This is a genomic window from Mycolicibacterium gilvum (assembly GCF_900454025.1).
Classification (GTDB): Bacteria; Actinomycetota; Actinomycetes; order Mycobacteriales; family Mycobacteriaceae; genus Mycobacterium; species Mycobacterium gilvum.
Genome location: NZ_UGQM01000001.1, coordinates 3,548,101 through 3,569,208, shown reverse-complemented (window position 1 = coordinate 3,569,208; position 21,108 = coordinate 3,548,101). Strand labels below are relative to the sequence as shown.

Below are 21,108 nucleotides of genomic sequence, written 5' to 3'. Positions count from 1 at the left end.
TCAGCGGTTCTCCTCGGCAACGGTGGTCGTGATGATGGTCAATGGTGTTGGGGTGGAGCTGAATTCGGATGGATCGCGGGCGAAGCGGGTGGCGGTGTGGCGGACGGCCTTCGGCAGCGCGGGTGTGCTGGTCTCGGTGGCACGCTCGAGCATGGAGGCGATCTTGTTCACCGAGACGACATCAAGATCCAGCGACAGTGCGCAGGCCTGTTCGACCCGGTCGGCGCCGTAGCGGCGCACCAGGCCCAGCAGCCGGTAGACGGTGCGCATCTTCGTCCAGGGCAGCCGGTCATCGAGGATGCGTTCGGCGTAGATCCCGACGTTGGGGCCGTGCGCGGCGCAGGTGGCGATCAATGTCGTCACATCGCGCAGCGCGTAGCCGGTCTTGTGTTCGGGCAGATCAGCGGGGTCGGTGCTGCGCCCACCGGCCGGCTGGCGAGGATGGACCTTGACCAGCACGCCGCGGCGATAGAACTTCACCAACTCGGTGTCGGCCCGCACGTCCAGGTACTGACCGATCCAGCACTCGGGCAGCGAATACAGCGCCTTGGCGACCTCGGCGTGGAAATCGCGGTGCACCTTGACCGTCTTGAACACCGGCACGTCATAAACCCCTGGCACCGGCAACAGCCGGGACTGTTCCTCGGCGGTGAACACCTCCAGCGGACGAGCGCAGATGGTGCCGTGTGTGCGGGTGCCCGCGGTGTCACGACACCACACCGTCGCCGCCTGCTGCGCATGGGCCAGGCTGGTGAATGTTTCACCGTCCCAGAAGTTTCGGCGCACGTACTGCACGGCGCGTTCCACTCGCGGCTTGTCCTTCGGCGAGGCCACCCGCGCCGGGTCGGTCAGGAACCCGACATGCCCGGCGTAGTCCAGCCAGCCCTGGCTGAACTGCGGGTTGACCGCATCGGCGGCGGCGATCACCGGTTTGAGGTTGTCGGGGATCAGCACGGCGAACACGCCGCCGAAGAACTCCCAGGCCGCCTCGCAGCCGGCGATCACCGCGGCCAGAGTCTGCGAGTAGGACAGCCACACAAACATGTGCCGGGAGTACACCGCGGTGAAGATCAGCGCATGCACCTTGCGGCGGCGCCCATCATCGACGTCAGTGAGCATCCCCAGATAGCCGAAGTCGACCTGGCACTCCACCCCGGGATCACCATCAGCGACCCGCACCGTGAGATCTTTGCGGCCGAAACCGCAACGCTGGCTGGCGAATCGGTGCAACGTCCGATACGGCACCACACAGCCCTGCCTTCCCAGCAGAGTGTGGATCTTGGTCACTGTCAACGGCCGCTGCTCACCAGAGCCGGCCACCCACTTGGTGATCTGATCCTCGAACCCCAATAACTGCTCCCACGCCGCGCCGTGACCATCGGGGCGAACCGGGCGCACCGCTTCGGCGACCATCCCGATCAGACCGTCGTCGATCGCGCCGGCGTCGTCGCCGCGGCGCAGACCGGCCGCGTGGGCGGCCTCGACGTAACGGCGCACCGTTTTGCGATCCACACCGCAATGCGCGGCGATCGTCCGGTACCCCGGCGCCGGTAACCCCGCCACGCCCAGCCACACCCGCAGAACTTCCCTGATCTCGTTCACACTGACCTCCCGAAAAGCCATGCCGGCGACCTCCGTGACTTGAGCTGTCACGGCGATCGAACGAACAAATGAAAAGACCACCGACGCGACGCGCCGGTGGTCCCATAACTGGCAATCCAGGTGGTCCCATCACCCTGGCAAAAATCAGGTCACACTGGTCCCATCCTCATGGCAGGCGACAGAGGTTGCATCGACCGTGCGTTGCTGAGCTCGAACATCGCCATCCTGCTTCGGAGTGATCATGCGGCGTCGGATACCAAGTCCGTTCGTACGCAGGGGAATTTTCAGCAGCTGCACAACCGGGCGACAGTCATTGCACCGCCGTGGCGTAGAGGGTTCATCAAGGTGGCAACCCGTTGTGGCCGGCAGACGGTCGTGGAGTCGCTGTGCCGCTGCGATGCGGTACCGCCGTGGGCTGGGCGCCGATGAGCGTACTCATGTCGGTTCCGGTCGAAAATTGAGCAGGTAGTTCCGGTCGAATGTCAGCGGTCACGTAATTCCTCCAGCTTGAGGGGTTGTCCGTCACGGAATTCCCCCACCCCGTCTGTCACGTAATTCCCCCACCCTGGGGCGGTGTGGCAGCCGGTCGTGGGCCTCGTACACAGGTTCGCTCGACTCACGGTTCGACTCGTGAGGAAGGGCGCCGAATGGCGAGGAGAAGTTTCGACGTGTTCGACCTGATCGAGTTGTTGACCCATTGGCATGCGGGTCGGTCTCAGCGCCAGCTGTCGGAGAGTTTGGGCATCGACCGCAAGACGATCGCGAAGTATTTGGCGCCGGCGATCGCCGAGTCGCTGACCCCGGGCGGGGAGCCGGTCACCGAGCCCGAGTGGGCGGCGCACATTGGTCGGTGGTTTCCCGAGGTCGCCGACCCCGGTCTGCGGGCCACGACCTGGCCGGGCATCGAAGTGCACCGCGACCGGATCCGTGACTGGCTCAAGGCCGAGGTCAGTGCGGCGACCGTGGCGCAGCGGCTGCGTGACGACTATGGCGTTGCCGCGTCGGAATCCTCAGTGCGCAGGTGGATCTCGGCGAACCTCTCCGAAGAGGCGACGCGGGAGAAGGTGACCGTGGCCCGCGGATCGGTGCCAGCGGGCAGCGAGGCCCAGATCGACTACGGCCGCCTCGGGATGTGGTTCGACCCAGTCAGTGGTCGACGCGTGACGGTGTGGGCGTTCGTGATGGTGCTGGCCCATTCGCGGCATCTGTTCGTCCAACCGGTCCTGAAGATGCATCAATCCTCCTGGTGCGCTTCGCATGTGGCAGCGTTCGAGTTCTTCGGTGGCGTCCCGGCCCGGCTGGTCCCGGACAACCTGAAGACCGGTGTCACTCGACCGGATCTCTATGACCCGAAGATCAACAAGGCCTACGCCGAACTGGGTGCCCACTACGGTTGCCTGATCGACCCGGCGCGGGCGAACAAGCCGAAGGACAAACCACGCGTCGAGCGCCCGATGCAATACATTCGGGACTCGTTCTGGCGGGGCCGCGAGTTCACCTCGCTGGAGCAGATGCAGGCCGCCGCGCTGGTCTGGTGCCGTGAGGTAGCCGGGGCGCGAAACTCTCGGGCACTCGACGGTGAGCAACCAGGGTTCGTGTTCTCCACCGTTGAACAGCATGCCCTGTTGCCGTTGCCGCACAGTGATTTCCAACTTGCGGTGTGGTCGACGGGCAAGGTCGCCGCCGACTGCCACGTGAAAGTCGGCAAGGCGCTCTACTCGGTGCCGTGGCGGCTGATGGGCCAACAGGTCCACGCCCGCACGTGCGGCGACCTGGTGCAGATCGTGCACGACGGCGACGTCGTGGCCACCCACGTCACCCATCACCGTGGGCGGGCCACCGACTTCGAGCACTACCCGCCGGAGAAGATCGCCTTCACGATGCGCAACCCGACCTGGTGTCGCCGAGTAGCCGCCGAGGTCGGACCGGCCTGTACCCAGGTGATCGCCGAATTCATGGAAGTCAACGCCATCCACCGACTGCGCAGCGCTCAAGGCGTCCTCGCCTTGCTCAAGACCGTCGGCCACGACCGCCTGGAAGCCGCCTGCGCGCGGGCGATCACCGTCGGCGACCCGAGCTACCGCACGGTCAAGGGCATCCTGGCCGCCGGCACCGAACTCGACGGCATCATCGAATCCGCCGCCCCGCAAGCCGCGGCGCATCTGCGCGGGCCGCAAGCCTTCGACACCACCACCGGCGAGATCGCGTGATCAACGCATCGTATCCAGCTGGCAACCAACATCATTCGATCTGAACCTAAGGACATCACCACCATGAGCATCCTCGACCCCGCACTACGCAATGCGCTGCGCACCCTCAAACTCACCGGCATGCTCGACACCCTGGATGCCCGGCTGGCGCAGACCCGCGACGGCACCCTCGGGCACCTCGACTTCCTCCAGGTGCTCTGCGAAGACGAGATCGCCCGCAGAGAATCCGCCGCCCTCACCCGGCGCATCCGCCGAGCCCGCTTCGAGGAACAATCGACATTCGAATCCTTCGACTTCACCGCCAACACCAAGCTGCCCGCGGCGATGCTGCGCGACCTGGCCGCACTGCGGTGGCTCGACGCCGCCGAATCAGTGATCCTCTACGGACCCGTCGGAGTCGGGAAAACCCATATGGCACAAGCGCTTGGGCACGCAGTGGCCCGCCGCGGCGGCGACGTCCGATTCGCCAAGACCTCCCGGGTACTCTCCGACCTCGCCGGCGGTCACGCCGATCGCAGCTGGGGTCAACGCATCCGCGAATACACCAAACCGCTCGTGCTGATCCTCGACGACTTCGCCATGCGCGAACACACCGCGATGCACGCCGACGACCTCTACGAGTTGATCTCCGATCGCGCCGTCAACGGCCGCCCCCTCATCCTGACCTCCAACCGATCACCGAAGGACTGGTACAACCTGTTCCCCAACCCCGTCGTCGCCGAGTCGCTGCTCGACCGCCTGATCAACACCAGCCACCAGATCCTGATGGACGGACCCAGCTACCGACCCCGAAAAAGACCCGGCGCTAGCGCGCCGGTAGACAACGCCAAGCCCACCCGGTAGACCTACACCGAGGCCCACCGGTGGCGGAATTACATGACGGACACCCCGGGGGAATTACGCGACGGTCGACAGTCGAAAAGTGAGCACCCTTCAACGTTTGGAGTGTGATCACTGTGGAGGATTGGGCTGAGATCCGGCGGTTGTACCGGTCGGAGAAGCTTTCGCAGGCCGAGATCGCCCGGCAGTTGGGCCTGGCGCGCAACACCGTGGCCAACGCGGTGCGCTCGGATTCCCCGCCACGCTATGAACGCCCACCGGTGACGACCTCGGCGTGGGCCCAGATCGAGCCGGCGGTGCGGGCCGTGCTCAAGCAGTATCCGACGATGGCGGCGTCGGTGATCGCCGAGCGGGTCGGCTGGAGCGGTGGACATTCCTGGTTCTCGGAGAACGTCGCACGGATCCGCCCGCAGTATGCGCCAGCCGATCCGTGTGACCGGCTGGTGCATCGGCCCGGTGAGCAGGTCCAGTGCGATCTGTGGTTTCCCGGTGCGCTGGTGCCCGATCACGCCGGGGTGTTGCGCTCGTTCCCGGTCTTGGTGATGGTCGCCGCGTATTCACGGTTCATCGCTGCGGTGATGGTCCCGTCCCGGGTGACCGGGGATCTGCTGGCCGGGATGTGGCAGCTGCTCTGTGGTCGCATCGGCGCGGTTCCGCGGACTCTGTTGTGGGACAACGAGTCCGGTATCGGCCAACGTGGCCGCCTGGCCGAGGGGGTGGCCGGGTTCTGCGGTGTGCTGGGGACCCGCCTGGTTCAGGCTCGACCCTATGACCCGGAAACCAAAGGGCTCGTCGAGCGGGCCAACGGCTATTTGGGCACCTCGTTCTTACCCGGCCGCGTATTCACCTCACCGGCCGACTTCAACGCTCAGCTGACCGACTGGCTGACGATGAAGGCCAACATGCGGCGCCACGGCGATCCCGGCGGACGCGCTCGCCGCGGACCGGGCGGCGATGGCGGTGTTGCCGCCGGTGGCCCCGACGACGGGCACCACCTTCAGCACCCGACTGGGCCGGGACTATTACGTCAGCCTCGGTGGCAACGCCTACTCGGTGCATCCGGAGGTCATCGGGCGGATGATCACCGTGACCGCATGCCTGGACCGTGTGGTAGCTGTCTGTGGTGACCGGCCGGTCGCCAGCCATGAAAGGCTTTGGGGAACAAACGGATTGATATCCGACCCTGAGCACCTGGCAGCAGCGGCGGTGCTCCGCGAGCACTACCGCAACCGCCCCACGGTGAGCAGCCATCTCGATGTCGAGGTCCAGGTTGCGGATCTGGGCGCCTACGGCGCTGCGTTCGGGACCGGCGAGGAAGTCGCCTGATGGCCACCAAACGTGCCCCGACCCCAGGTGAGGCCGACAAACTCATCGCGCATCAATCCCGACTATTGAAGGCACCGCGGATCGCCGCGCACTATCACCGACTGGCCGAACAAGGCCGGGAAGCCAATTGGTCGTTGGAAGACTATCTGGCCGCGGTGTTGGCGGTGGAGTCCAACGCCCGCGCCGAATCTGGTGCCCGGCAACGTATCCGCTATGCCGGGTTCCCGGCGATCAAGACGATCACCGATTTCGACTTCACCGCCCAACCCGGCGTGGACCGGGCTCAGATCGCCCGTCTGGAAGCCGGCGGCTGGCTGGCCGAGGCCCGCAATATCGTCCTTCTCGGACCACCGGGCACCGGCAAGACCCATCTGGCTACCGCGTTGGCGATCGCCGCCGCCCAGGCCGGACATCGGGTGGCGTTCGCCCCGGCCACCGGGTGGATCAGCCGGCTGGCCGAAGCCCACCGCATCGACCGCCTCGAAGCCGAGTTACGGAAGATCTCGCGCTACGGGCTGATCGTCATCGACGAAGTCGGTTACATCCCCTTCGGCACCGAAGCGGCCAACCTGTTCTTCCAGCTGATCTCCACCCGATACGAGAAATCCTCGGTCATCTTGACCTCCAACCTGCCGTTCTCCCGCTGGGGACAGGTCTTCGGGGAAGCCACCATCGCCTCGGCAATGATCGACCGCATCGTGCACCACGCCGACGTCATCGCCCTCAAAGGCGCCAGCTACCGCATCAAACACACCGCAATCGAGTCACTGCCCTCCGTCGAAGTCGACCGTCAGGCAGACTCAACCCCGTAAACCTGCTCACTTTTCGACCGGAAGAAACTGCGCAGGATTCGACCGGAGCCGACATACTCACCGTTAAATCGCGACCCACACCGCAACGGTCGACTCCGAACAATCATCACTGCCGTCGTGCCGAGAGCACGGCTTATACTCGCCCAGACCGATGGCCAGATCCGGACCAGCCTTCCCGCCCGACTTGCGTCCGGTTCGAACGGCGGCATCGGCCGCGATAGCCCTTCCGATTGAACGCTTGGTCGATGCGAACACCTCACACTCGGCAGTGCGTTTGGCGCCGGCCTACTACCAGTCGGCACCGCTGAACCGCCTCGGTTCAATCCCGCGACCAGGACCGGCCGAGGACCGCGACGCCTCGGTGGGCATCACACGGGGTCGGGCTCAGAACTCGCTGTCGTTCACCGAATGTCGTGCTCGTCCGGGCGCCAGGCGTGCCGCGTGCTTTACCGACCGTTGCGATCCCAGCCCCTTCGATGAAGGGGGATTGAATCGCCAAGGAACGCTGAGCAACGGACCATGAGGGCCGTGAGTGTTAAGCCGCTCGACGGCGCAAACTTCGCTTGCAGAACGCTTCGTCCTGGACCGCCATCACGGCTCTCACATGAAGCCCTGCCGAACACGGCGACTACATGATCCCTTCGAAACCATCGCGCTGCCAACCACACTCATGGCGAAAGCTAGCCCCGCGCGGGAGTCCGGTCATCGGTGAGGACCGGCTCGACGGTGGCCTCAGCGAGGTGTGTGCGAAGGTCAACAGTGAGGTCGCTCGCTTGATCGGGGGTTAGGGCGACACCATCCGCTAACAGCTTGCGCGCAGCCATGTGGTCGCCTGGTCGGTTGAGGGACTCGACGCAACGCAGCACGTCGCCTTCGAAACAGAAGACCGAAAACCGGCCACTGGCCGGATCTCCGCGAAAGACGTTGTGGCCTGACGGACCGCGAAGTCCAGCGATTTGCAGTTTCAGATCGCCCTGATTGCTCCAGAACCATGGAACGCTCACGTAGGGTTCGGCCCGGCCGACAAGACGCGCGGCCAGAAACCGTGCCTGCGCCGTGGCGTTGTGTACCGACTCCAGTCGCACGTTGCGCCCGCTGGCGAATGGGTTGGGACAGACCGCGCAATCGCCCACCGCCGAGATCTGCGTGTCGTCAGTGGCGAGGTATTCGTCAACAACAATCCCGTTGTCAACGCGAAGCCCAGCGCGCTCGGCGATCTCGGTGTTGGGAATCGCGCCGATCCCCACCAGCACCAGGTCGGCGGGGAGTTCGTGGCCGTCGCTCGTCACGACAGCGTTGACGCGGCCCGCCACCCCCGTCATCGCGCGGACACTCGTGCCCAAGGCAACGTGCAATCCGCGAGCTCGATGAGCGTCCAGAAGAATGCGGCCCATCTCAGGCGACACGACGCGCCCCATCAGTTGGTCGGAGACCTCGATTACGACGGCATCCACGCCCAGCTTTACCGCTGTCGCGGCGACTTCGAGTCCGATGAAGCCGCCGCCAATCACCACGACATTGCGGGCGCGACTTAGCCGATCCCGAATGTCGTCGGCCTCATCCAGACTCCGCAGTCCGACAACACCGTCGAGGTCGGCTCCAGCGACAGGCAAGGCGCGGTTACGCCCCCCAAGGGCGAGCACCAGACGGTCGTAGTCCAGTACCGCCCCACTCGCGAGTTCGACCCGAGCGTTGTTGCGATCAATCCGGCGTACCGAATCGTCGAGCATCAAGTCGATCTCGTGGTGCGCGTAGAAGCTGTTGGGATGCAGCCAGAGGCCTTCCTGGGCGTTCACGCCAGCGAGGTGGCCTTTGGACAAGGGCGGCCGTTGATACGGCAAATACGGTTCGTCACCGACAAGCACGATCCGTCCCGGAAATCCGAACTCGCGCAGTGCTGCAGCCGTGCTGGCACCGGCTTGGCCCGCGCCGGCTATGACAACGGTGGCTGGCATAAGCGCCGATGTCATAACTGGGTGGGCGGCACTCGCACGACGAGGCCGTCAACTTCGGGTCCGACTAAGATCTGACAACTTAACCGAGAGTTCGCCATACGAGGCGACGCGGTGTAGTCGAGCATCTCCTGTTCGTCTTCGCTGGGTGTGGCCAGCCGCTCTGCATGGTCCCCATCGACATACACGTGGCATGTGGCACACGCCAGAGTGCCCCCGCACTCGGCGACGATCTCCGAAACTTCGTTGGCGATCGCGCCTTGCATGACCGAGATTCCCTCGGCCACCTCCACGATCACCGCGTCGCCGCTGGGGCGGATGTATGTCACTTTCACCACGACTGCTACCTCCTGCACGCTCGTAGTGGGCAGTCTAAACGAAAACCGAATCTGTTGCACCAACGCCCAGACCACTCGCGGTGCCGGTCCGGCGGGGTGATCGGCACCGCGAGCACAACTTCCAGCGTTTCTTGCCGCAGATGTGACGCGCTTGACAGCTTCAGGCCCAGAAGTATAGAAACCAAGTAGTTCTAAATCTGCGTAGGATTTGATCTCAGGATGCGGATGATCCGGAATCGGGCCGCCGACGTGACCCGCCGGCCGACACGGGATTCAATGTGCAGGGCGAGACTTCAGACAGGAGCTGCAACATGACCGAGCACGACATCGCCGAACCGGCACCGGTCGGCACATCGCCCGTCGACTTCAATCCGCTCGACCTCGAACTCGCCGACGACTTCTGGCCTCGGGTCAACGCGTTGCGGGAGACATGTCCGGTCGTGTTCAGCACCGCGCACTGGAGTGCGGAGGACACGGGCTTCTGGGTGATCAACAAGTACCAAGACGTGATGGATGCAGCGGTCAACTGGAACGTCTTCAGCAGTGCTGAGGGCGCGGCGCCAGTCCAGTTCGATCTCGACATCCTCCGGATGGTGCCGCTGGAGACCGATCCGCCTCTGCATCGCGGTGTTCGCAAGGCGCTCAACCCATTGTTCACGCCCGAGGCGCTAGCCGCAGCCGAGCCCAGCATCCGTGCGACCGTCGACCGCCTGATCGACAACTGTGTGAAGCAGAGCCCCGCGGACTTCATTGCCGGCTTCACCTCCCAACTGCCGCCGATCGTATTTTTCGAAAGCTTCCTGGACCAGAAGTCCACCGACATCGGCTGGGTTCTGGAGGTCCTCGACGTCCTGTTGACACAACCCGACAGAGCGCTCGAAGTCGCCCCGAAATTGTTCATGTTCTGCATCGAGCTGCTGCAGAAGCGCCGCGACGAGGGGCGAACCGACGACCTGGCGGGGGTGATCGCCCACCTCGGCACCGGGGAATTCGACGACGGGCTCGAACTCGACGACCGGACCAGGATGGAGACGCTGAACATGGCAATCATGGGCGGCATGGAGACCACGATGGGGGCGTTGGCCGGCATCGCCCGCATCCTGAGCACGGACAACGATCTGCGTGAAAGCCTGCGCGGTGCCAGCGACAAAGTGCTGGACAAGCATGTCGAGGAATTCCTTCGGCTGGAAACACCGGTTCCCACGGCCGGGCGGACGCTGACCGCCGACACCGAAGTTCGCGGCTGCCCGATGAGAAGTGGCGACCGCATCTTGCTGAATTGGGCTGCGGCCAACCATGATCCGGAGAAATTCCCCGATCCAGACACCCTCGATTTCAATCGTCCGAATGGTTCGGCGCACCTGGCTTTCGGCGCCGGGATCCATCGATGCCTTGGCAATCACCTGGCGCGGCGGGAGCTCAAAGCAGCAGTCCGCGCGATTAGTGAGTTGAGTGTCTTTCAGCTCCAACCCGGCTACGAAGTGAAGTATCGACCGGCATTCGCCCGTGGCCCCATTGCACTGCCGGTCTTTCTGGAGCGTTGATCTATGGGAATTATGGAGGGGCGTGTAGCCATCGTCACCGGTGGTGGCCGCGGCATCGGCGGCGCGGTCGCCCGGCTGTTCGCCCGCGAGGGAGCCACGGTCGTCATCAATGACATTGGGGCGTCGCTGAGTGGGCTGGAAAGCGACGGCAACCCAGCACTCGAACTGGCGCATGAGATTGAGCAAAATGGCGGCACCGCGATCACGAACGGGGCCGACATCTCCGACCACGAGGCTGCCCGCGATCTCGTCGAGTCAACCATCGAGCGGTTCGGAAAGCTCGATGTACTGGTGAATGTCGCCGGAATCTTGCGTGATCGGATGATCTTCAACATGACCGAAGAGGAGTGGGACGCCGTGATTCGGGTCCACCTCAAAGGGCATTTCAACACCATCAGGCCTGCCGCCGCTTACTGGCGCAAACTCGACAATCCCAACGCCCAACACAGAATCATCAACTACACCTCGAGGGCCGGCCTGCACGGGGCCCCCGGACAGCCGAATTACTCCGCCGCGAAGATGGGGATCGTCGGACTGACCTATTCGTGCGCGTTCGCGCTCAAGAAGTACGGAGTGACGACCAACGCCGTCTCGCCGGCAGCGGCAACGCGGATGACGGCGACCATCAAAGACGACGCCTACAGCACGGGTGGCAACGAACTCTCGCCCGACAGTATCGCCCCCATCGCCGCTTACCTGGGCTCTGAGCAATCCGGATGGCTCAACGGTCACGTGGTGCACGCGCGGGGCTATGAGGTGTCGCTCTACAGCGACCCCGAACCACTGGTGACCCTGCGCTCGGAGGGCCCCTGGGATCTGCAGGAAATGGCCAAAGAGGTGGAGACACAATTCCGTCCCATCACCGAAGCGGCCCCGCCGAACCCGTTCATCTGATGTCCATCAAAGGAAAAGCTTTCATCGCAGGGGCTTTCGAACATCCCGGACGCGAACTGCCCGACAAGTCGATCCCGCAGATTCACGCCGAAGTAGCCCTGGGTGCCCTGGCCGACGCCGGCCTTGACCTCGCCGATGTCGACGGCTACTTCTGCGGGGGCGACGCCCCTGGGCTGGGGGGTCTGGCGATGGCCGACTACCTCGGCCTCAAATTGCGCTACATGGACAGCTCCGACATGGGTGGCTCGGTGTACATGTCCCACGTGGGGCATGCCGCGGCAGCCGTCGCCGCCGGGAAATGCCGGATCGCGCTCATCACTTTGGGAGGGCGCCCCCGCACGACCTCGCTGCGGGCCCCCGGGCAGCTGATGGGCGATCCGCCGGAAAAATCGTTCGAACCGATTTTCGGAGCTAACGTCAGTGCGCTATACGCCCTTGCGGCGCAACGGCACATGTATCAATACGGGACCACCAGCGAGCAACTCGCCGAAATCAAAGTGGCCGCCTCAACACACGCTCAACACAACCCACACGCCCTGTTGCCGAAGGTCGTCACTGTCGAGGACGTGGTGAATTCCCCGATGGTGTCGACGCCGCTGCATCGCCTTGATTGCTGCGTAGTCACCGACGGTGGGGGAGCCCTCGTGATCGTCGCTGACGACGTCGCCTCCACGCTGGACCGCGACTGCGTGAAAATCCTCGGACACGGAGAGACCGTCGAGCACACCCGCGGCGGCTGGCAAGACATCACCGTGACCGGTGGTGTGCGGTCGGGCAGCGACGCGTTCGCCGAGGCCGGGGTGCGTCCTGCCGACATCGATTACGTCGGGCTGTACGACTCGTTCACCATCACCGTGTTGTTGGCGCTCGAAGACTTGGGCTTCTGCGCCAAGGGCGACGGCGGCACGTTCGTCCTCGACGGTGCGCTGCAGGCTCCCCATGGCCGACTGCCGTTCAACACCGACGGCGGATCCCTATGTAACAACCACCCGGCCAACCGCGGGGGAATGACGAAAATCATCGAGGCAGTCCGTCAGCTGCGCGGCGAAGCCCATCCCGCCGTGCAGATCTCTGACTGCAACCTTGCGCTGGCCCACGGAACCGGGGGCTGGCTGAGCACACGCATGGGCAACGCGACCGTCGTTCTAGGCCGGGAGGACGCATGAGCGCACCCCAATTACCGTCGCCGCCGCCGGGTGTCACACCCGACACCTCGGTGTTCTGGGCCGCGACGCTGGACGGGAAGTTGTTGCTGCAGCGGTGTGCAGACTGTGGACTCGCCGGCTACTACCCCCGATACGTCTGCGCGAATTGCCACCACACCAACCTGGCCTACATCGAGGCCAGCGGCCGGGGCAGCATTTACAGCCACACGGTGACGACCCGCGGAATCCTGGAATACGCAGACGCCGGCTCCTACGTACTCGCCATGGTCGAACTCGATGAGGGTCCCAAGATGCTGACCAACATCATCGGCTGCGATCCCACCGAGTTGTCGATCGGCCAACCTGTGGAGGTGGTGTTCTGCGCCACCGGTGGTGACGGTGCTCTGCCCCGCTTTCGGCCAGTCACTCCGGAGCCGTAATGGGGACTTACACTTTCGAGATCGAGCCGGGTCATGTTCTGGCGTTTGCTCGAGCTGTTGGCGACCAGCGACTCGCTCGCGAAGTGCCGGAAAACGGGACTGTGGTGCCGCTGACCTTCCCCGCCGCGTCAATCCAATTCGATCCCCAACACATGCGGGGCCTACGCCCCACGGGGGCGTTGGCAGTTGGTAGTTCAACGCCGGGCGGCAGCGTGCTTCACGCTGAGCAAGAATTCGAGTACTTCGCTGGCATGCACGTGGGAGATCGCCTTGCGGTCACAGAATACGAAGGCGCCAGCTGGCAAAAGCAAAGTCGGCGGCCCGGGACGCTGAAATTCCGAGAGCTCATCAGGGAGTATCGAAATACTGCGGGCGAGCTGGTTCTGCGTTCGCGAATGGTTCTGGTCGACACCGAGTTCGCCGCTAATGAGGTCGACGCCGGCCATGGGTAGCGATCTCCACACCGACCAGAAATTCGTCATCGGCGCCCGCCGCGAGGCGGTGGTGGACGCCGAAGTGACCCGCACCCAAATCGTCCAGTATGCAGCTGCTTCCGGTGACTACAGCCCGCTGCACACCGACGAACCGTGGGCGCAGCTGTCGGGATACCCCAGCGTCATGGCCCACGGCATGTTGACGATGGCGGCCACCGAAACGCTGCTGGCCGAGTGGGTAGGCCGAAATCGACTGGTGCGATACCGAGCACGTTTCGTGCACCCCGTGTGGCCAGGTGACGCACTACACGCAGTGGCAACGGCAGTCGCCGTACGCAGCAGTGCGCACGGCGATGAGGTCGACTTCGAGATCCGCACAACCAATCATCACGGCGTAGTTGTGCTGTCGGGCGATGCGACGGCCCGCGTCTGACTTTTGTGAGGAAGGAACCGATGACCGAACATCCGAACGCACAGCTCGTGCGCCGCCTCATGGCCGCGCTATCCGGTCAGGACCGGGCGGGGATTGAAGCCGCACTCGACGAGAGCTGCATCTGGCGAGTGCCCGGCGCCAACGCACTCTCGGGCGTCTATGCCGGTCGCAGCGCCATCTTTGCGCTGTTCGGCAAAATGAAGCGGATATTCACCGGCCCAGCACAATTCGAGATCATCGACATCACCACCAGCGCCGAGTACGCCGCCGCATACCAGTACGGCATCGTGAACGTCGGCGGCAAGACGGTGCGCCTGCGGGAGTGCCTGGTGTATCGCATCGCCAACGGCCGGATCGTCGAAGTCGACGAATTCCAGTCCGACGAGCGGGCATTCGACGAGGCATTCTCCAAAACCGCGGTCGAAGCCGCGATGGCGCAGCCGCAATGAGGCGAGCGACTTCGCGCACGATGGAGCCCGCCGACGCGCTGATGCTGGCCGGCGACGGTGCACATCTGGTGGCCGCACCCGGTTGCGGCGCACCAACCACCCTGCTGCAGGCGCTGAGCAAAGAAGCCCACGGTCGGGATTGGACCCTGAGCTCGGGGCTTCTGCTGGGCGACTATCCGTTCCTCGACGCGGTCCGCGCCGGAGACCTCCAGTACTGCACTTGGCATGTCATGGCGCCGATCGCGGATCTGATTGCCGACGGCGTTGCCAAATTCGTGCCGACGCGCGCCTCCCGGATCGCCGCGCTCTTGGAGGCCTGGGGGGTGGACGTCGCACTGGTGCGGATAACCCCCCCGGACCGGCACGGCTACTGCTCGCTAGGACCCTCCGCCGGCTATAACCTCGACGCCCTGCGGCTGGCCCGGGTCCGCATTGGCGAGATCGACCCAGACCTGCCATGGACTCTTGGCAATACCACCGTCCATGAATCGTTGTTCGATGCGCTGATCGACACCGCCGAGCAGACACCGCAATACCAATCCGCACCGCCCAGCGAGATCAGTAATCGCATCGCAGAACTCATCGTGAACCTGTTGCCCGAGCATCCAACTCTGCAAATCGGCATCGGCTCCATTCCCGAAGCGGTCGTCAACTCCCTGGCGGGCGCGAACCTCGGCACGGTGCGGTTCACCGGAATGGCCACCGACGAGATGGTGAATCTGTTCGATCAGGGTGTTATTCCAGTCGATGGCGACCAACCTGCAATCTTGTCACCGGAACTGATGGGCACTACGCGCCTCATGCGTTTCGCCGACTATAACCCCGCCGTCGCGGTCCATCCCTCCGCAACATCACATAATGCCCGGATATTGGCTCGTACACCACGACTGGTCTCGATCAACACCGCCGTCGAGGTCGATATCAACGGCCAGGTGAACAGCGAGGTGCTGCGGGGAAGGCAGATCTCCGGAGTGGGTGGCAGCCTCGACTTCGTCGACGCCGCCAGCCGCTCGGCCGGCGGGTTGCGCATAATTGCGCTGCCCTCGGCCACGCCCAAAGGGTTCTCGCGCATCGTGGGTTCGGTTGCCGCGGTCACCATTCCCCGTTCCATGGTCGATGTGGTGGTGACGGAATACGGCGTGGCGCGCCTCGACGGGCGCAGCCTCGCCGAGCGGCGACAGGCGCTGATCGAGATCGCCCATCCCGACCACCGGCACACGTTGACAGCTCTCGCCCAGGGCACGCCGTGACCATCTACCGTCGGCGCGGGAAGTATCTCGAGGAGCTCATCGTCGGCGACGTGTACGAGCATCGGCCCGGGCGCACTGTGACCGAGGCCGACAACGTGCTGTTCACCACGCTGACCATGAACACCCAGAGTCTGCATCTGGACGCGGCGTTCGCCGCGACACAAGAGTTCGGTGAACGCCTCGTCAATAGTCTGTTCACGCTATCGACCGTGGTGGGTCTCAGCGTCGCCGACCTCACCGAAGGAACGACCGTCGCCAACCTCGGATTCTCCGACATCCGGTTTCCCGCGCCAGTCCTGATCGGTGACACCCTGACTGCCGAGACCGAGATCCTCGACAAACGCCCGTCCACCTCGCGGCCAGGACAAGGGGTCGTAACCTTTGAGCACCGCGGCACCAACCAACGCGGAGCAATGGTATGCACCGCGCGACGGGCTGCGCTGGTGATCTGCAGCCCCCCGTCGGCAACCACTGACGGCTGACACGAGTCGTTCACAGCAGAGGAGTCGAAAATGGCTACAGCACAGACTGCTTCCCGGCCCGACGACAGCGATGTCAACGGCGCTCGCGGTGCTGTCATCGAGGTGCGCTGCCCCGCCGATGGACGCCTGATCGCCAGTGTGCCCGACCTCGGACCGGCCGAAGTGGCGAGCGCGGCGACGCGACTGCGCGCCGCCCAGCCGGCATGGGAAGACCTCGGACCAACCGGACGCGCAGCCCACATGCGCAATTTCCTCGACTGGATCCTGGACAACGAAACTCACCTGGTCGGCATCATGCAGGAAGAGACCGGCAAATCGTGGGGGGATGCAGCACTGGAAATCTCCATGGCTGTCGACCTGATCAACTACTACAGCGGACACGCCGCCGAATTCCTCGCCGATCGCAAGGTCGCAGGCTGGGGACCCAACGCCGTCACCAAGAAGCTGCGGGTCTTTACCCGCCCCTATCAACTGGTAGGCATGCTCACGCCCTGGAACGGCCCGTTGGGCGGCCCCATGCTCGACGGTGTGGCAGCGCTAATGGCCGGTGCAGCAGTGCTTTTCAAGCCCTCTGAATTCACGCCCTTGACATGGCAAGAAGCCACCAGAGGTTGGCTCGAGGACATCGGCGCCCCCCCAGTGATGGCCAACGTGACCGGCGGCCCGCAGACCGGTGCGGCCGTCGTCGACGAAGTCGACATGGTGATGTTCACCGGATCCACAAGCACCGGACGCAAGATCGCCGCGCGTGCGGCCGAGCGATTGATTCCGTGCAGCCTTGAGCTGGGCGGTAAGGACCCGATGATCGTCTTGGCAGATGCCGACATCGACCGAGCGGCCGGCGCCGCCGCGTGGGGCTCGATGTGGAACTCGGGACAAATCTGCATTTCCGTCGAGCGGGTCTACGTCGAAACTCCGGTATACGACGAGTTCGTTGCGAAAGTGACCGAGAAGGTCAAGGCGCTCCGCCAGGGCATGGATCCCGACGGCAGCTTCAGCACTGATGTGGGAGCCATGTGCACCCCGGCGCAACTGGACATCGTCGAACATCACGTCCAGGACGCCGTGGCCAAGGGGGCTACCGTCCTGGCCGGCGGAAAACGTGGCCCCCACGGACAATTCTTCGAACCCACCGTTCTCGTGGACGTCGACCACAGCATGCTGTGCATGCGCGACGAAACCTTCGGCCCCACACTGCCGATCATGAAGGTCGCCGACGAAGATGAGGCCATCCGGTTGGCCAACGACTCGCACTACGGGTTGAGCGCTAGCGTATGGACCCGCGACCCGGACCGTGCCGATCGCATCACCCGCAAGCTCGATGCCGGCGCAGTCAATCAGAACAACGTCATGATGAGCACCTTTCAATTGACCATTCCGATGAGTGGCTGGAAGGAATCAGGTCTGGGCAGCCGCTCGGGCGGCCCCGCCGGGATCCTCAAGTTCTGCCGGCAACAATCAGTGGTCTCAGAGCGCTTCACCCTCAGTTCCGAGCCGCACTGGTATCCCTACATCCCGACGAAGAGCAAACTGCAAGCCAAACTGGTGCGACTGCTCGGCGCCCACGATTGGCGCCGCAGGATGGGTCGCGCGAACAGACGCTGACCCGGTATCACCCGCGAGTTCCTGGTCCGCACGACCAGGTGGGCGTCGTCAGACAACTTTCTGAGTCTATTTTGCTGCGCGTTCACTCCGGCGCGTCGGCGAAAACACTTATCTACAAGCCATACCTGCTAAGTCCTGGATGAGATTGCTGCACTCCCGGCATTCATAATCTAAACTGATTTAGATACAAGTGCCGGGTTGCGCAGGCCGCCCCGGGCGTACCAAGGAGAAGATTCCTATGTCGATGACCCCGCCGGATAGCCCGATCGACGAGCGGCGTTTGGAGCACGCCGTGAATGCTGCCAACCTGCCCACGCTGACCATGGTTCTGTATCAGCTCACCGGCGAGGAACGCTGGCTCAACGATCCGTTCCGTCCCACCCGTTCATCAGGGCTGAGTCCCAACGATTCCGGCGGTTTTGACCCCGATGTGGCCAACGAGATTCGCCGGTGCGCGGTATCGGCCATTTCAGCATGGTCGGCGGGTAAGTCGGCGGCGGTCCCGCTGCCCGATCCCGAGCTGCTGCGCAAGATGCTTAGCATCTGTGTCGATGAGGACGTCCCGCCGGAGTACGAGCGAGTGATGCGCGAGGAGATGGGCCTAGCGCCGACGCCCGACCCCGAACCCCTAGCGGTCGAGGATTTCTCGGTCGTCATCATCGGCGCCGGGATTTCAGGCATCATCGCCGCGGCCCGGCTACGCCAACTCGGGATTCCGTTCGTCATCCTCGAACGCAGCAGCGATGTCGGTGGAGTGTGGCTCACCAACCGCTATCCGGGGGCCGGCGTCGACACGCCGAGCTATCTGTACTCCTTCTCCTTTTTCCCCCGTGATTGGTCAATGCACTTCGGTAAGCGCGACGAAATGGTGGCCTACATCCAAGAAGCCGTGGACCACTTTGACATTCGGCGCGACATCGCCTTCGGCACCCGAGTCGAGCGCGCGGAGTACGATGAGGACACCCAACGCTGGACGGTGTATGCGCGTTCTGAAGACGGCAGCGTCAAGGCCCATTGCGGCAACGTCGTCATCAGCGGTGTCGGGCTGTTCGATAAGCCCAAGACACCAGATATCCCGGGGCTAGACAAATTCCGAGGACCTAAGTTTCACACCGCCGACTGGCCCGAACACCTCGAGATCAGCGGAAAGCGGATTGCCGTCATCGGAAGCGGCGCGAGCGCAATGCAGCTAGTGCCTGCCATCGTCGACCAGGTGGAACAACTGACCATCTTCCAGCGCTCCCCGCAGTGGGTTGCTCCCTGCGCGGAGTACTTCGCTGCGATCCCCGAAGACGTGCACTGGCTGATGAAGCACGTCCCGAATTACCACGCCTGGTACCGATTCCGGCTGGCATGGACGTTCAACGATCGTATCCATCCGTCGCTGACGATCGATCCGGAATGGGGCGATTCGAAGCGATCGCTCAACCCGATCAACGACGGCCACCGCCGCTACTTCACGCGCTATCTGGTCGATCAGCTCGAGGGGCGGCCGGATCTCATCGAGAAGTGCCTCCCGGATTACCCGCCCTTCGGCAAGCGCATGCTCCTCGACAATGGGTGGTTCGCTGCGCTCAAGCGCGACGACGTGACCCTCGTCACGGACGGTATCGCAGAGATCACCGAATCCGGGGTCGTGACCACCGCTGGTGAGCAGTTCGACGCTGACATTCTGGTTTTCTCGACCGGTTTCGAGACGACCAGCTACCTGCAACCGATCGAATTCATTGGGCGCGAGGGCAAACGGATACATGAGGCGTGGGGCGAAGACGATGCCACGGCGCACCTCGGCATAACCGTGCCGGGCTTCCCGAACTTGTTCCTGATGTATGGACCCAATACGAATTCCGGTTCCGGCGGCTCCTACTTCTTCATCGGGGAATCCCAAGCCCGCTACATCATCGATGTCATCACCAAGATGATTGCCGCCGGCCTCGGCGCAGTGGAATGCCGTCCAGAGATACACGACCGCTGGGTAAATGAAGTCGACACGCAACATTCGAAGTTGGTGTGGAGCCACCCGGGCATGACGACCTACTACCGAAACAGCCGCGGTCGAGTCGTCACCAACTCGCCGTACCGAGTCGTCGACTATTGGCTCATGACACACGATGCCGACCTCACGGATTTCGTCACCGAGGACGCGCTGCGCGACAACCTCGAGTCAGCGCACTAACGCCACGCCCGTGGCCCACCACGCCGAATCCGCCACCCCATCGCTGGCTTCGGCGTGGTGGCGCGGCATCCGCACTGCGTGGGTCGCCGGCTCCTCGACTTTCCGTGTCCGGTCAGTCGATGCGGCCGCTTAGACCGCGCTTAGACCCATGCAATGCACGTCTTGAAACCGGGTGGCCGGCGGTAGCCCGTCGTGCGCGTACTACCGAATCAGGCTGCGCGGCTGCAGATTCCCTGGGGTGCGGGTCGCCGGCTGCCTTTGGTTCCGCGGCGTGGGAACCGGTGCCTGCATCCTCGTTGCCGCACCGACGCCAGTCGGCAAGACGAATCTCATGACAGGGCTCCAGAGTCATGAGTACGCCACGAGTGCACGCCGCTGATGCGTCGCTGCGGCGTGGGAGGGCGGTGCCGCGTATGGATGAGGCCACACGCGGTGTGGCTGGACTGGCGGGCAGCGAGGTTAGGCGCGCGAAGGCTCACTGCCCACGGACGCTGGCGAATCCGTCGGTTCCGTCTGAGCCTGGTCGCTGAGATGTTGTCTGGTGATGGCCTGCAGCGTGATCACAACGGTCACCACGATCCAGGCGAAGAATGCCACCAACGACAGCCACCAGGAGAACAGTCCGTTCCATGCCAGCGGCCCTGCTTGGAAGAACACATCTAAACTCGCTGGGCAGTACAGCAGCGCCGTCCAGAGGCAAAAGTAGCCATACCACCGCGGGAACACCGGGCTGCCCCGCCGGTCGGATAGCACCGCTATACCGATGACGAGGTTCTGCACGAAAATCGCGTAGACGATTCCGGTGAAGGGGAGCCATCCCATGTCGTTAAGTGTCTGAACCGCCTCCGCGGACCGCTCCGGCCGATAGGCGGCGACCTGGAAATAGTAGAGCGCCGGGAAAAACGCCACCGGCAATGTGCAACCGATTCCGAGCTGTGCATAGGACAGCGGCGTGTGCTGTCCCTCGATTCTCTTCAGCTGCACCGAGATTGCCGCGGTAAAGGGCACAAAGAACACCAGCCCGTACATGCTCAGGATCATCCCGGCCCGGATGGCGTTGGCGTGGTCGCGGTAGAAGGATGCAACGTCAATTGCCGAGCGGGCCGGATCGGGGGGCGGAATGTACCGTGCGATCAGACCAAAACCGACGAAGAATAAGACGGCAAACAGCACCCC

At 63.9% G+C, this 21,108-nt stretch carries 18 protein-coding genes and 1 pseudogene; 15 read left to right on the top strand and 4 right to left on the bottom strand.

Annotated features, from left to right (window positions below):
* On the bottom strand, window positions 1-1,623 hold the full coding sequence (gene istA, locus DYE23_RS16710; RefSeq protein ID WP_115326215.1) for an IS21 family transposase: 1,623 nt from the start codon (window positions 1,621-1,623) through the stop codon (window positions 1-3).
* 647 nt (window positions 1,624-2,270) lie between these two features.
* On the opposite strand from istA (DYE23_RS16710), the gene istA (DYE23_RS31090) reads away from it, so the two are divergent.
* The 4 genes and pseudogenes from istA (DYE23_RS31090) to istB (DYE23_RS16695) all read left to right on the top strand — a co-directional run bounded on the left by istA (DYE23_RS31090) (window position 2,271) and on the right by istB (DYE23_RS16695) (window position 6,790).
* Window positions 2,271-3,812: an IS21 family transposase gene (istA, locus tag DYE23_RS31090; protein ID WP_115327696.1), complete on the top strand. Its 1,542-nt coding sequence runs from the start codon at window positions 2,271-2,273 to the stop codon at window positions 3,810-3,812.
* A 63-nt stretch (window positions 3,813-3,875) separates the two neighbouring features.
* Entirely contained in the window at window positions 3,876-4,655 is a 780-nt protein-coding gene (gene istB, locus DYE23_RS31085; RefSeq protein WP_115327697.1) for an IS21-like element helper ATPase IstB, read from the top strand.
* A gap of 113 nt (window positions 4,656-4,768) precedes the next feature.
* Window positions 4,769-5,978: pseudogene (istA, locus tag DYE23_RS16700) on the top strand (IS21 family transposase).
* Window positions 5,978-6,790, top strand: a complete 813-nt coding sequence (gene istB, locus DYE23_RS16695) for an IS21-like element ISMyma9 family helper ATPase IstB (RefSeq protein WP_115327685.1) — start codon at window positions 5,978-5,980, stop codon at window positions 6,788-6,790. The pseudogene istA (DYE23_RS16700) and the gene istB (DYE23_RS16695) overlap by 1 nt, the downstream one beginning before the upstream one ends.
* A 680-nt stretch (window positions 6,791-7,470) precedes the next feature.
* Here istB (DYE23_RS16695) and DYE23_RS16690 read toward each other — a convergent pair.
* Together DYE23_RS16690 and DYE23_RS16685 are read right to left on the bottom strand one after the other, a co-directional pair.
* Window positions 7,471-8,745, bottom strand: coding sequence for an NAD(P)/FAD-dependent oxidoreductase (locus DYE23_RS16690; protein ID WP_115327684.1), 1,275 nt, complete (start codon window positions 8,743-8,745; stop codon window positions 7,471-7,473).
* A gap of 11 nt (window positions 8,746-8,756) precedes the next feature.
* Window positions 8,757-9,098 (bottom strand): 2Fe-2S iron-sulfur cluster-binding protein, encoded by a 342-nt coding sequence (locus tag DYE23_RS16685; protein ID WP_235660429.1) that lies wholly within the window; start codon window positions 9,096-9,098, stop codon window positions 8,757-8,759.
* Window positions 9,099-9,391: 293 nt separating this feature from the next.
* On the opposite strand from DYE23_RS16685, the gene DYE23_RS16680 reads away from it, so the two are divergent.
* The 11 genes from DYE23_RS16680 (at window position 9,392) to DYE23_RS16630 (ending at window position 19,932) form a co-directional block, all read left to right on the top strand.
* Window positions 9,392-10,624, top strand: coding sequence for a cytochrome P450 (locus DYE23_RS16680; protein ID WP_172527797.1), 1,233 nt, complete (start codon window positions 9,392-9,394; stop codon window positions 10,622-10,624).
* A gap of 3 nt (window positions 10,625-10,627) precedes the next feature.
* Complete coding sequence (locus DYE23_RS16675; protein WP_115327683.1) at window positions 10,628-11,518, top strand: SDR family NAD(P)-dependent oxidoreductase; 891 nt, start codon at window positions 10,628-10,630, stop codon at window positions 11,516-11,518.
* Window positions 11,518-12,684 (top strand): thiolase family protein, encoded by a 1,167-nt coding sequence (locus tag DYE23_RS16670; protein ID WP_115327682.1) that lies wholly within the window; start codon window positions 11,518-11,520, stop codon window positions 12,682-12,684. The genes DYE23_RS16675 and DYE23_RS16670 overlap by 1 nt, the downstream gene beginning before the upstream one ends.
* On the top strand, window positions 12,681-13,103 hold the full coding sequence (locus tag DYE23_RS16665) for a Zn-ribbon domain-containing OB-fold protein (protein ID WP_115327681.1): 423 nt from the start codon (window positions 12,681-12,683) through the stop codon (window positions 13,101-13,103). Before DYE23_RS16670 ends, DYE23_RS16665 begins: the two co-directional genes overlap by 4 nt.
* Window positions 13,103-13,555, top strand: coding sequence for an FAS1-like dehydratase domain-containing protein (locus tag DYE23_RS31945; protein ID WP_115327680.1), 453 nt, complete (start codon window positions 13,103-13,105; stop codon window positions 13,553-13,555). The genes DYE23_RS16665 and DYE23_RS31945 overlap by 1 nt, the downstream gene beginning before the upstream one ends.
* Window positions 13,548-13,970, top strand: coding sequence for a MaoC family dehydratase (locus DYE23_RS16655; protein ID WP_115327679.1), 423 nt, complete (start codon window positions 13,548-13,550; stop codon window positions 13,968-13,970). Before DYE23_RS31945 ends, DYE23_RS16655 begins: the two co-directional genes overlap by 8 nt.
* Window positions 13,971-13,990: 20 nt before the next feature.
* Complete coding sequence (locus DYE23_RS16650; RefSeq protein WP_115327678.1) at window positions 13,991-14,419, top strand: nuclear transport factor 2 family protein; 429 nt, start codon at window positions 13,991-13,993, stop codon at window positions 14,417-14,419.
* A gap of 20 nt (window positions 14,420-14,439) precedes the next feature.
* Entirely contained in the window at window positions 14,440-15,669 is a 1,230-nt protein-coding gene (locus tag DYE23_RS16645) for an acetyl-CoA hydrolase/transferase family protein (RefSeq protein ID WP_172527796.1), read from the top strand.
* Complete coding sequence (locus tag DYE23_RS16640; RefSeq protein WP_115327676.1) at window positions 15,666-16,151, top strand: MaoC family dehydratase; 486 nt, start codon at window positions 15,666-15,668, stop codon at window positions 16,149-16,151. Before DYE23_RS16645 ends, DYE23_RS16640 begins: the two co-directional genes overlap by 4 nt.
* A 30-nt stretch (window positions 16,152-16,181) precedes the next feature.
* Window positions 16,182-17,756 (top strand): aldehyde dehydrogenase family protein, encoded by a 1,575-nt coding sequence (locus tag DYE23_RS16635; RefSeq protein ID WP_115327675.1) that lies wholly within the window; start codon window positions 16,182-16,184, stop codon window positions 17,754-17,756.
* 238 nt (window positions 17,757-17,994) lie between these two features.
* The gene (locus tag DYE23_RS16630) at window positions 17,995-19,932 is read left to right on the top strand and encodes a flavin-containing monooxygenase (RefSeq protein WP_115327674.1); all 1,938 of its coding nucleotides are present in this window, start codon (window positions 17,995-17,997) and stop codon (window positions 19,930-19,932) included.
* 459 nt (window positions 19,933-20,391) lie between these two features.
* Here DYE23_RS16630 and DYE23_RS16625 read toward each other — a convergent pair whose 3' ends face one another.
* Window positions 20,392-21,105, bottom strand: coding sequence for a hypothetical protein (locus tag DYE23_RS16625; RefSeq protein WP_115327673.1), 714 nt, complete (start codon window positions 21,103-21,105; stop codon window positions 20,392-20,394).
* Between the last annotated feature and the right edge of the window lie 3 nt (window positions 21,106-21,108).